This window comes from Paenibacillus sp. GCM10027630, from assembly GCF_042676305.1.
GTDB lineage: Bacteria > Bacillota > Bacilli > Paenibacillales > NBRC-103111 > Paenibacillus_S.
Genome location: NZ_JBHTGY010000021.1, coordinates 117,443 through 129,973, shown reverse-complemented (window position 1 = coordinate 129,973; position 12,531 = coordinate 117,443). Strand labels below are relative to the sequence as shown.

The window sequence follows — 12,531 nt, the reverse complement described above, 5'->3', positions numbered from 1 at the left end:
CGCCGTTATAGTTTCCCTTCAAGAAGCTGTTACAGGATGGGAAAGGGAGAAGGAATGAACACAATTAATCAAGAAACGATGATTCCCTTTATTGCAAAAAAACGGAGTAAGCTGGGAATCTTGATGGATATCCGAAAAAATAAGCTGTTATATGTCATGCTGCTTCCCGTACTGCTGTATTACGTGATCTTCCACTACGCACCGATGTATGGCGCCATTATTGCGTTCAAGGATTTCTCCCCCCGGCTTGGTATTTGGGGGAGCGATTGGGTAGGGTTTGAGCATTTTCAAACGTTTTTTACAGGTCCCTACTTTTGGAGGACGATAAAAAATACTGTTTTGATGAGCTTTTACGAGCTGGTATTTGGTTTTCCGGCTCCGATTTTGTTGGCGCTGCTGCTTAATGAATTGAGGCATTCCTTATTTAAACGGACGGTGCAGACCGTCACTTATATGCCGCATTTTATTTCATTAGTAGTTATCTGTGGTATGGTCAAAGATTTTACGGCCAGTGAGGGTGTTATTAACGACCTGATTTCCTTTTTTGGCGGGGAACGCTCAACATTTTTGCTTGAACCAGGCCTTTTCCGTACCATTTATATTTCCTCGGGCATTTGGCAGCATATCGGTTGGGGAACGATCATCTATTTGGCAGCTTTGACAGGTATTGATCCGGAGCAGTATGAAGCGGCTCGAATAGACGGCGCTGGGCGTTGGAAGCAGATGGTGCATATTACGGTTCCAGGGCTAATGCCCACGATCATCATTCTGCTCATCTTGGAAATTGGACGAATGATGAATGTCGGGTTCGAAAAAATCATTTTGCTCTACAACCCAAGCACTTATGAAACGGCCGATGTCGTATCTTCTTATGTGTACCGGGTCGGGCTGCAGGATTTTAATTATAGCTTTAGCTCGGCTGTAGGTTTGTTTAACTCCTTGGTTAATTTTATCCTGCTCCTATTTTCCAACTGGTTAAGCCGAAAATTTAACGATACGAGCCTGTGGTAGAAAGGAGAAAGCTTGGATGCTAAACCGGCCAACATTTGCAGAAAAAGGCTTTGACCTTATCAATATGATTTTTTTGACCTTGCTCATGATAGTTACCCTTTATCCGCTGCTGTATGTGGCATTCGCTTCAGTGAGTGATGCCGGGAATCTGATGGCGCATAAAGGGATATTATGGCGGCCACTGGGGCTATCGCTCGACGCGTATACGAATGTGTTCCGCAACCCGATGATCCTGAAGGGATACGGCAATACCCTTTTTGTAGTTGTGGTGGGTCTGCTGTTCAATATTTTGCTTACAGCACTTGGTGCCTATGCCCTATCTCGGAAAAGCTTGCAATATCGCAAGCAGCTTATGCTGTTCATTATTTTCACGATGTTTTTCAGCGGAGGGCTGATCCCATTTTATTTGACGGTCAAAGGGGTTGGGCTGGCCAATACGCTGTGGGCGCTTATTATTCCGCAAGCGATCAATACGTTTAATCTGATTCTCATGAAAACGGCGTTCGAGGCGATTCCCGATGCGTTGGAGGAGTCGGCCAAGATGGATGGGGCCAATGATTTTGTGATCTTGTTCAGGATCATCTTACCGCTCTCCATGCCGGTCATTGCGGTAATGCTGTTATATTATGGTGTCAGTCATTGGAATTCATGGTTCCATGCGATGATTTTTTTACAGGATCGGTCGATGTACCCGCTGCAGCTTATTTTGCGTGAAGTGTTGCTTCAAGGAGAAGCAAGCTCAAACTTAGGTGCGGCTGACGGGGATGCTGCAATGCTCTCGGTTACATTGAAATATGCGACGATTATTGTGGCAACAGTGCCGATTCTGCTTGTATACCCGTTCTTGCAAAAGTATTTCGTCAAGGGCGCGCTCATTGGGGCGATCAAGGGATAAGGAGCGAGTGGGAATTCCGTTATTTTGGGTAAATGTATGCATTATGCACAAAAACAGAGAGATAACGGAACTAGCTTTTCCGTAATCTCTCTGTTTTTTGAGCTTTCCAGTTGATAAAGGAACAATTACTTCCGCTGATGTCTTTCCCTTCGATGCGGAGAGCGGTTAGGAAGTAAGGAAGCAATGCAAAGCACAGAGTAGAACAAAGAGGGAACGGGTGTGGGATGGAGGAGCGATAGCGTCCGCCTTTGAAGCTTGTGTTCCTCCCGCTACAACCTTCCATTCAAAGGAACACGACTTCAACAGCGGCCGGAATCCCATACCCGATTCCCTCCCCACGCACAAACGTAGATTGTACACCAAGGACGCCGCAAGGCATTTTTCTTAATGATGGTGATTGTAAAGCTGCATTTTTAAAATTAGGGCTATTCAGTTTGGAAATTGAAATGATTCTTTAGTTTTTGATGATTTCTTTATTAAAGCTTTTACGTTATAAATGTAATCAGAGTGCGCACTCTACTTTTTGAAAACGCTTTAATAGCTCGGTGTCGAAGGGAATGTCGGTAAATTCATAAAATCATGCTGAAAAGGATGTGCATGGATGATATTACGTAAAAAGGCTTTCGCTTTCGTTTTATGTGTGTGTTTGCTTCTCTCAATGCTTCCGCTGCCCGTATTTGCGGTTGACGCGAAATTAACAGTCCCGGCGTCTGGTGTAACAGCCAGTGCTGACGATGGAAACGTACCTGCCAATACAGTCGATGGGAATTTAACGACCCGCTGGTCTGCGTCAGGTAACGGACAATGGATTCAGTATGATCTCGGCTCCAATAAAAAGGTGGCCTACATCAAGATAGCTTTTGTAAGCGGAGATACGAGGACATCCACTTTTGATATCCTGACCTCGACTGATAACGTGAATTTTACAACTGTGCAGACTAATGTAACCAGCAGCTTGAATACGAGCCTGCAAACCTTTGATTTCCCGGATGTGAGCTCGGCTCGATATGTGCGAATACTCGGTCACGGCAACTCCCTCAACGCATGGAATAGCTACACCGAGGTTGAAATTTATGGCGATACAGCTATCACTACAGACGCAAAATTTTCAGTCCCCGGGGCTTCCGTTACGGCTAGCTCCAATGATGGAAACGTGCCCGCCAATACAGTGGACGGGAATTTAACGACCCGCTGGTCGGCGTCGGGCGACGGGCAGTGGATCCAGTATGATCTCGGCTCTAATAAAAAGGTGGCCTACATCAAGATAGCCTTTGTAAGTGGAGATACGAGAACGTCCACCTTCGATATCCTGACCTCTACGAACAATGTGAATTTTACTACCGTGCAGACTAACGTGACCAGCAGCTTGAATACGAGCCTGCAAACCTTTGATTTTCCGGATGTGAGCTCGGCTCGGTATGTGCGGATCGTCGGTCATGGCAACTCCTTGAATGCATGGAATAGCTACACCGAGGTAGAGATTTACGGCACGGATACCAATTCCAATCCAGGCAATGAGGTTTCTGTTTCTACCTCTGCGCAATTGGCTTCAGCCATAAGCAGTGCCAGTGCCGGTACGACAATCGTACTAGCGAATGGTACCTACACACAAAGCGGGGCTTTTAAAATAAATAACAAAGCCGGAACAGCCGGTAGCCCTATCACGATTAAAGCGGCAAATCAGGGACAGGCGATTATTTCCGGTGGCGCCTTCATCGAAGTGAATAACTCGTCCTACGTTATTATTCAGGGATTGAAGTTTACCAACACAGGAAACAATGCCCTCCTCTTAAACGGATCCAATAACATTCAGGTTACCCGAAATAAATTTGCTTTGCCTGCAACCGGCGGAGCCCTTATCTGGCTTCAGGTCAGCGGAGCTAATAGTCATCACAATCGGATCGACCATAATGACTTCGGTAACAAGAGCGATACCAACCCGCTCATTGCCTACGAAGGAGACGGTAATGGGAACATCTCTCAATACGATATTATAGAATATAACTATTTCCATGATGTTGGACCTTGGGTTGATAATGGGAAGGAAACGATCCGCCTCGGGCTGTCGGGAATCTCATTGTCCAATGGGTATAACACGATCCAGCATAATTTATTTGAGAATACCGATGGTGAACCGGAAATCGTTTCTGTGAAAAGCAGCAATAACACAGTCCGTTATAACACCTTCAAAACTTCAAAGGGAGGATTAACCTCCAGACATGGCCATAACAACAGCTTCTATGGAAACTTCTTTCTTGGAGATGGTGTAGAATCGGAAGAAGCAGGGATTCGGATATATGGGAATGACCATAAGATATACAACAACTACATGGAGAATTTGACCAAGGATGCCATTATTCTCGATAATGGCAATTATGACGGCGGTTCCAGCGGGTATCCCGCGAATCCGTCTGCCGATGATTTGAGAGCGCAGTGGAAAATTTATCGTGCCCAAGTCGTCAACAATACGATTGTAAACAGCACAACAGGAATTATTGTCGGTTCCGGCAAGACCTATGCTACGCAGGACAGCAGAATAGCTAACAACATAATCAAGAATTCCAGCGGTATTCTTTATAATGAAATCGTGTCTACCAATACCGTATTTGAAGGGAACATGGGCAGTGGCGGTACTCTGAAAAGCAACTCATCGAGAACGGCTTCCGAGATACTGGGTTCAGACCCGGCATTTACAACTATTAACGGATTGCAAAAGCTGTCCGCTACGAGTCCGGCAATAAACTATGCCAAGGGCAGCTATCCTTTTGTGTCGGAGGATATGGATGGAGAAACACGCTCCATCAACGATGCCGGAGCAGATGAACGCTCCGGAGCTACAAGCTTTCCGAACCATCCGCTGACAGCAGCTGAGGTTGGGCCAAGCGCGCCATAAAGTAATATGGAATCCGCACAAGTCTCAATTGTGCGGATTTTTATATTTAGTCGACGATTAAAGGAGTTTTCTGTCGGATTGAGGAATATGTCTAATGACTATTTGCAGGAATTCGCGACGGGTTCTTGGCGATAGGGTTCATGGAAAGACGATCTCTTTGGGATGGTGAGTCTATTGCTGCGGGACCTGATACTGAATTTTGCGATCATTAGCATATTTGTATTTTTGGCAGCACCCTTATTTTTCAGAATGAAGAATGAGGCGAAGCCTAATTGGTTGTACCGGTTATATGTTGGCGCTGCTCATGGAGGACTCGGCGTCGTTTTGTTGTTTTTTAGTATCAAGACTAGTGAGTCTACCGTTCTTAACTTTAGAGGGATTGCCTTTCTTCTATCCTCCTTCTTCGGTGGACCCGTTAGCAGCGTGATCACCTACTTATTTGTCATCATCGGGCGGCTGGTAACAGAAGGTAATCTCAATATCATCCAGGCTGGAATAGGCTTTGCAGCAGCCTTTGGAACAGGGATTTTATTTAGTCAAATCAAATCCTATGGACTGAAGTGGACGGCGGGCACCTTGTTTTTGCTTAACTTTTATTATTTTAGCCTATGGTATATTGCCCAAGCTTCTCTGGACAAAGTCTGGCCCTATATCATTTATCAGTCATGCGTTGCCTTAATGGTTGCCCTTTTTCTTCGCTATTTGCTTCATATCCACCAATTCCAACAGACAGCCAAGCAGCTCGAACGGGAAATGATTCACATGCTCTGCCTGCAGCCGGGATTTACTTTTAAGTTTCATAAGAGAGAGGATGGCAAATTCATATACGGATTAATAGAAGGAGAATTGTTAAAGCGGCTGGGGGCGAAGGCGAGTCTTTTAACAGGCCGAGCGGTTGAGGAAATTGAGGCTTTTTCCGATGAGTTTGTGGCAATGTTGAATAAGCATTATGGTCGGGCATGGAAGGGCGAAAGAGTTGTTTTTGAAGCGGAATTGGATTCGTACAGCATCTTGGTAACATTAAATCCCGTCTTTATTAATAAGAAAGTCAGCTATGTTATAGGTAACGCTATAGATATTTCTGAAAACAAGGCAGCCGATAAAATCATACAAGCAAGCGAGGAACGATATCGCAGACTGGTGGAAAATTCACAGGATTATATCCTTGGCTTTGATATACATGGCAAAGTGACCTCCGTGAACCAAAAATTAATTCATGCTTATCAACTGCATAGCAAGCCAACCACAGGGATGCCTTTGACGGATCTCATTAGCATAAACGAGGTAGGGGAATGGCAGCGATATTTTCAACAGGCTGTGCATCGGCAAGCGTCCCAGCAGTTTGAAATGACCTTGAAGCTGCCCGGCGGAAATGAGCATATTTACACGGTCTCGTTGTCGCCAATAATGGATGGGAATCAAGAAATAATAAGTATTACCTGCACATTTCACGACATTACGGATTTGAAAAAGCGCAAAGAGGCGGATGAGTCTAATTGGGCGAAAAGTCGGTTTCTAGCTCAAATGAGCCACGAAATACGCACACCAATCAATGCCGTCATCGGCCTTAACTACTTGCTTCAGCAGACGGACTTATCGGAGCATCAAAAGGAATATGTAGACAAATCCATGCGATCGGCTCAAGGCTTGTTGACGATTATTAATGACATCCTTGATTTCTCCAAAATTGAGGCCCAAAAAATCGTCATGGAGCAAATCGAATTCGATTTGTTTGAAGTGCTTCATACGTTAACCGATATGATCAGCTTGCAAGCTTATAATAAAGGATTGGTTCTGCATACCGCGGTACATCATAATGTTCCACAGAAGCTTATTGGCGATCCGTTCCGATTAAATCAGGTGCTCTTAAATTTAACTAATAATGCGCTAAAGTTCACGGATGACGGCCAAATATCGGTTTTGATAGACAGGGTTTCACATCATGAAGATGGCGTAACGCTTCGTTTTACGGTTCGTGATACGGGGATAGGCTTAACTAGGGAGCAGCAAAAGCAGTTATTCCAGGAATTTATACAGGCCGATATGTCCACAACGCGGAAGTATGGAGGGACGGGGCTTGGTCTTGTCATTAGCAAAAATCTGGTGGAGCTTATGGACGGGACCATCGGCGTTGAGAGCGAGCTTGGCCAAGGCAGCTGTTTTTATTTTACCGCACGGTTTGGCATTAGCCCTCAGATGATTTCCGAGGTAGCTATAGACCTGCCTTTCAATGATCAAGCAGACAGATATGCTTTACTTCGTCATGCAGACGTTTTATTAGTGGAGGATAACGAAATCAACCAACTGGTGGCCAAGGAAATTCTCAAAGAGATGGGAGTTCGGGTTGATGTAGCGGTAAACGGGGAAGAAGCGGTGAAATGTGTTGAAGGTAAGCGGTATGATGCGATTCTGATGGATTTGCAGATGCCTGTTATGGACGGCTACGAAGCTGCCGGAATAATACGGAAGCTCGAATATGCCAAAGATACACCCATCATAGCTATGACCGCGGATGCTATGACTGGAGTTAAGGAGCAGGTGCTCAAAGCCGGGATGGACGAATATATCACCAAACCGTTTGAACCGGCTCAGCTCTATAGTATGCTTCAGCGGGTTATACAAGCTTCAAGACGGATGCGATCCAATTGATTGCCTTTTCGTAATCCCCTTATATTTCCTGTAATGGTTTTTCTGCTTTCAGCAGAAAATGAATCATATCAAATCAACAGGGGATAAGGGATGGTTACTATCAATAAATATGTAGTTATGTTTTTCTCAATTGCATTCTTATTTATATTTTTTGATCCCAATGCTCTCGCGGCTCCTGAATCCAAAGCGATATTGACAGTGAAGGCTTCCGCGGAAGCACAAATGCAAACGCAGCTAACCTTGGACAACAAATGGCTCCAGCATATCAGTCGTAACGGCACGCGTACAACCGCTTCTATTATTCCCGTCACGGACACCGCTCTGACCCTTGTAGATAAGGGAGTTACGGTAACTTATTCGGTAGACCGCAAAGGCGGTTTGTATCATATAGAAACCAACGAAATGATTCAATTGGATACGAAAAAAAAGCTGAGGCTTGCGAAATATGTTCAGCGTGTACGCTCTGCGCATTATGGGAAAATCTTGCCATGGGATAAGGCGAAAGGGATCATTCCAAAGAAAAAGAAGTTTAAGGTCATCGATGTAGAGTCGGGACTGAGCTTTAATGTGCAAAGAAGAGCGGGCACGCATCATGCAGATGTACAACCTCTGACCAAAGAAGATACGGCAGTCATGAAACAAATTTATAATGGCAAATGGAGCTGGAGGCGGAAAGCCATTATTGTGCAAACGGAGGATAAGCTCCTCGCCGCTTCTATGCATGGCATGCCGCATGGAGGGGATGGAATCCCTGACAATGACTTTTCCGGCCATTTTTGTATTCACTTTCTGGGGAGCACTACTCACGGTTCGGGCAACGTTGACCCCGAGCATCAGTTAATGGTGTATAAAGCAGGTGGAATGCTGGATGAGTACTTCATGCAGGCATCTCCTTATGAGATAGTGAATGCTTATTTTAACGCCTTCAATTTTCGTGATTCGCAAATTTTGAAAATGAGCTTCTCCAATGCCAAACATCATCAGCTTGAATTGTTATATAAAAATAAGGATCAAATTACAGGGATAAGTAAAAGGGTAAAAACGATGGCAAGAGACACTTCCGGGCTGCTCTCATTGGAAATTCCGGTGGTGGTTGGCATTACTCGGGGAGGGCGTGGCGAGGAAAGGGCTACGTTACAGTTTCAGATGAAAAGAACGTCATTCTTCGAGCAGTGGAAAATTGATTCCATTGATATGATTTCTTAACAACATTGCCGTAAAGGCAGGGCGCCTCCCAGAAGCGCCCTTTTTTGTTATCCAATTGGATGGAAGGCTTGTGTTATAATATAATTTTATTTATTAACCTTACTAACGAAGGATGGAAAAATGGACAAGCCACTAAGTAAAAAGAATGAGAAGGCACTATTGACCGCTTTGGCCAGGGCAAAAGAGGCGGGGAGACAAATGGAGATTAAAGAGGAGGAGAAGCGCTGGGCCCCAATCTCAGTGCCGGCTACCCTTGAAGATTGCCTTACCGGTTTGACGAAAAGTGATTTATCGGACATACGTACAAATTTGGGTGTTTACGGAGCAAGCTCGCTAAAAAAACAAGAGTTGATCACGGTATTGGAACAGCAATTTCCGATTATGCTGCCTCATCTTTTAAATAAAATAGACGATACCCGCTATAAAATTATAAAGCAGATCGCAAGCGGCGGCGGACATGCTTTCCTGCCGTTGGAAACGAATCAGCTTAATTACTTTAAAGCTAGAGGAATGATCTTCTCAGGGACTCATAATGGGAAGAAGACTTTGGTCATGCCACAGGAAGTTCTCCAGTGCTTCAGTAAGATGGACACGAATTCCTTTCGTGAAACGGTTAGAAGAAACACGGAATGGGTGAAGCTTTCACAAGGAATTCTTTTTTACTATGGTTTCATGGACTTTGAGCCATTATGCAGTATGGTGACTTCTCATGCGGGTACGAATGAAATGCAGAGTGATTATTTACCGGTTCTGGAGGAGGCTTCAAGGTTCTACAAGGACCTTCAATTTAGAACCGAGGGGGTTTCAAATAGTAGGGCTCGGAACGTGGAAGAATTGAAGAATGAACATCAAGCGAGACCTGACTTGTCGTTCTATCCATTTACAAAAGCTCAGTTGATTGCTGCAGGTGAGCCGGACTTTGTGGACCGGACTCGAATCTACCAAGCCTTTGTCAGTTTCATAATGGATTATTACCCTATAGACCGCGACAAGGCAGATAGTCTAGTTAAAGACTGTGTATATGCTGTTCAGAACGGAGAGGTACCGGGTAACTTGCTCCAGATGTTTCAATACCAATTGGTGATTGATAATTTGGAATTGATAAAAGGTTTTATGGATCATATTGTTAAATTGAGTAATTCTACCAAACAATGGTTTCTCAAGGGTTATTCCCCAGATGAATTATCTTCTTCTAGAAATACACCGATTATTGTGCAGCCTGCTCCACACAAGGCTGAAGTTATTGATATAGTAACGAGAAATAAAGTGGGGCGTAACGACCCATGTCCTTGCGGCAGCGGCAAAAAATTCAAGAAGTGCTGCGGCCAATAATCAATAAGAGCGGTCGCAAGTCCATATGCTACTCATCCCAACTTACATTGTAGGCATATGCACACAAAAGAACCTGAGGTCAAGTCCGCGGCCTCAGGTTTTTCCTTACTCAAAAAGTGTTGTAAATATTTTCGCACTCTTCTCCTGTCGGTTGGTAGAAGCGGTCTAGTCATTTGACTAGTGTAATGTATGAGTGGTAGCCATTATTGGTGCCTAAATCAATCTGTAAACAAATAGGCTTATATGGTAACATATACAAAAACCAACATTAGAATAAGAAGGGCGAGATGCTTATCTATGTCGAAGGGAGCAGCAGTTACGGAAACACAGCAAGTAACGATACCATCTGCAAGACGAAATCCATATAAAGACGGTCCTTTTTGGGGAATATGTATAGGGCATGCTTTTACACACTGGTATCCGTCTTCCATGTATATTTTATTGCCTTATATTGTAATTGCCTATAATTTCTCCATCACACAGGCAGGTTTATTAATAACATTAAGATCTTTAATCACTGCATTTCTGACGATGCCTATAGGCGCCTTTACCGATATGTCCAGAAAGAAGCATCTGTTCTTGGCAGCCTCATTATTTTTGGTTGGAATGCCGTTTCTCTTTATTGGATTCGTTCAGGAATATTGGTTGTTTGCGCTGCTTTTTATTGTGATGGGTGTGGGCAATGAGTTCTGGCATCCGGCTTCCTACACAACCTTGTCCCTAAGATTTCCTGAACAGCGGGGACTGACGTTCGGTTATCATGCTATGGCCTCGAATCTTGGGGATATGCTGGCACCTATTGTTATAGGCGCTTTGATTGTCACCTATACATGGCAGGAGATTATTTACTGGAATTTCGTTCCGGGTGTGTTTTTTGCCATTTTTATTTTGATCACTTTAAGGAATATGAATGTCGATCCATCCCGATTAACCAAAGCCAATGCAGACTCGGCGAGCGGGTTAAAGGATTATTTAAAAGGGTTAAAGGAGTTGCTCCGCAATAAAACGGTGGTGCTGATTGCTGTTTTAAGTGGAATTCGTGCGATGGCACAAAACGGTATTATGATTTTACTTCCTTTATATTTAGCGATGCAAATGGGTCTGAACGCTTTTTGGGTAGGGATGACACTGGGAGTGCTGCAGGCAGGCGGGTTGATTGCGGCTCCTATTGTAGGAAGAATGTCGGATAAATCGGGTCCGCGCAAAATATTGACGACCTTGATGGTTGCTACCTCGGTCATGCTTGTAATAGTATCGTTCATTCGCAATGACTGGATTCTTATTGGTACGATTGCTATTCTAGGATTTTTCTTGTATGCCATCAGGCCGGTGATGCAGGCGTGGGCGATGGAAAGCACGGACACTAAAGTTGCGGGGACGGCGACAAGCTTGTTGTTCAGTATGCAATCGCTCATGGGGGCTGCCTCACCGATCATTGGTACCTATCTGGCACAAACCTACAGCTTCTCTGCCGCTTTTTATTTTTTGGCGGGAGTTATTTTGGCAGGAAATCTGGTTATTCATTTCATCCCTAACAAATAATAGAAAGAACCTTTTTCTATGCACATCAGGCAACTGACGTTACAATAGGTGAAGTAACTATTAAGTGCAGACTGAATGGAGTAGCTCATATAATGAAAAAATTCAAGAAATTTTATGTCGAAATCACTAGCGTATGCAATCTGGCCTGTACTTTCTGCCCGCCAACGGAGAGGCAAGCTAATTTTATTAAGGTAGATGCGTTCACTAAAATATTAGATGAAATAAAACCTCATACGGATTATATATATTTTCATGTCAAAGGTGAGCCTCTTCTGCATCCCAAAGTAGATGAGCTGCTGGATTTGAGCCACGAAAGAGGTTTTAAGGTTAATATTACCTCTAATGGAACGCTTATTAATAAGAACAAGCACAAGCTTTTGAACAAGCCGGCTCTAAGACAGATCAACTTCTCGTTGCATAGCTTTGACGGACATGAAGGCTCCAAAAATAAAGAAGAGTACATTATGAGCATTTTGTCTTTTGTGAAGGAAGCTGTGGCTACTAGCCCGCTATTGATATCCTTTAGATTATGGAATCTGGATACCGATAACACTACCAACCTGGAAAGAAACAGAAATCGTGAAATCCTTGCGATGATTGAAAAAGAGTTTAATTTGGACTACAAAATCGAAGAAAAATTCGTTCGCGGCAGCGGGCTCAAAATTGCAGATCAAATCTATTTGAATCAGGATCATGAATTTAAATGGCCTAAGCTAACCGAAAAAGAAGATGAGGGAAAAGGTTTTTGCCATGCGCTTAGAAACCAGGCGGCTATATTAGTGGACGGAACGGTAGTCCCGTGCTGTCTTGATGGCGAAGGGGTCATTAACTTGGGCAATATTAACCAAACCCCTTTCTCTGAAATCGTAGAGGGCGAAAGAGCGAACAGATTGTTCGACGGATTTTCGAGAAGAGAAGTCGTTGAGGAATTATGCAGGAAATGCGGGTACAGACAAAGGTTTAGCATATAAGTTCGCGAGTTTGTGCGTTAGGGAGTCAGCGT

The 12,531-nt window shown here is 44.1% G+C and carries 8 protein-coding genes; all 8 read left to right on the top strand.

The window, feature by feature from the left end; all coding sequences use genetic code 11:
* The first annotated feature begins 54 nt into the window (after window positions 1-54).
* The 8 genes from ACFQ0C_RS10875 (at window position 55) to ACFQ0C_RS10840 (ending at window position 12,499) form a co-directional block, all read left to right on the top strand.
* Window positions 55-1,011 (top strand): ABC transporter permease, encoded by a 957-nt coding sequence (locus tag ACFQ0C_RS10875; RefSeq protein ID WP_379366631.1) that lies wholly within the window; start codon window positions 55-57, stop codon window positions 1,009-1,011.
* Between the two features lie 16 nt (window positions 1,012-1,027).
* Window positions 1,028-1,906, top strand: a complete 879-nt coding sequence (locus ACFQ0C_RS10870; RefSeq protein ID WP_379366629.1) for a carbohydrate ABC transporter permease — start codon at window positions 1,028-1,030, stop codon at window positions 1,904-1,906.
* 601 nt (window positions 1,907-2,507) lie between these two features.
* Window positions 2,508-4,799, top strand: coding sequence for a chondroitinase-B domain-containing protein (locus ACFQ0C_RS10865; protein WP_379366626.1), 2,292 nt, complete (start codon window positions 2,508-2,510; stop codon window positions 4,797-4,799).
* A gap of 174 nt (window positions 4,800-4,973) precedes the next feature.
* Entirely contained in the window at window positions 4,974-7,448 is a 2,475-nt protein-coding gene (locus ACFQ0C_RS10860) for a response regulator (RefSeq protein WP_379366624.1), read from the top strand.
* A 90-nt stretch (window positions 7,449-7,538) separates the two neighbouring features.
* The gene (locus tag ACFQ0C_RS10855; protein WP_379366622.1) at window positions 7,539-8,654 is read left to right on the top strand and encodes a hypothetical protein; all 1,116 of its coding nucleotides are present in this window, start codon (window positions 7,539-7,541) and stop codon (window positions 8,652-8,654) included.
* A gap of 120 nt (window positions 8,655-8,774) precedes the next feature.
* Window positions 8,775-9,986 (top strand): SEC-C metal-binding domain-containing protein, encoded by a 1,212-nt coding sequence (locus ACFQ0C_RS10850; RefSeq protein ID WP_379366620.1) that lies wholly within the window; start codon window positions 8,775-8,777, stop codon window positions 9,984-9,986.
* Between the two features lie 297 nt (window positions 9,987-10,283).
* Window positions 10,284-11,528 (top strand): MFS transporter, encoded by a 1,245-nt coding sequence (locus tag ACFQ0C_RS10845; RefSeq protein ID WP_379366618.1) that lies wholly within the window; start codon window positions 10,284-10,286, stop codon window positions 11,526-11,528.
* Window positions 11,529-11,620: 92 nt separating this feature from the next.
* Window positions 11,621-12,499 (top strand): radical SAM/SPASM domain-containing protein, encoded by an 879-nt coding sequence (locus ACFQ0C_RS10840; RefSeq protein ID WP_379366616.1) that lies wholly within the window; start codon window positions 11,621-11,623, stop codon window positions 12,497-12,499.
* Window positions 12,500-12,531 lie beyond the last annotated feature (32 nt).

Coding starts and splice junctions, on each gene's coding strand:
- ACFQ0C_RS10840 (WP_379366616.1), top strand. CDS start 11,621: ATGAAAAAATTCAAGAAATTTTATGTCGAAATCACTAGCGTATGCAAT.
- ACFQ0C_RS10865 (WP_379366626.1), top strand. CDS start 2,508: ATGATATTACGTAAAAAGGCTTTCGCTTTCGTTTTATGTGTGTGTTTG.
- ACFQ0C_RS10845 (WP_379366618.1), top strand. CDS start 10,284: ATGTCGAAGGGAGCAGCAGTTACGGAAACACAGCAAGTAACGATACCA.
- ACFQ0C_RS10855 (WP_379366622.1), top strand. CDS start 7,539: ATGGTTACTATCAATAAATATGTAGTTATGTTTTTCTCAATTGCATTC.
- ACFQ0C_RS10875 (WP_379366631.1), top strand. CDS start 55: ATGAACACAATTAATCAAGAAACGATGATTCCCTTTATTGCAAAAAAA.
- ACFQ0C_RS10870 (WP_379366629.1), top strand. CDS start 1,028: ATGCTAAACCGGCCAACATTTGCAGAAAAAGGCTTTGACCTTATCAAT.
- ACFQ0C_RS10850 (WP_379366620.1), top strand. CDS start 8,775: ATGGACAAGCCACTAAGTAAAAAGAATGAGAAGGCACTATTGACCGCT.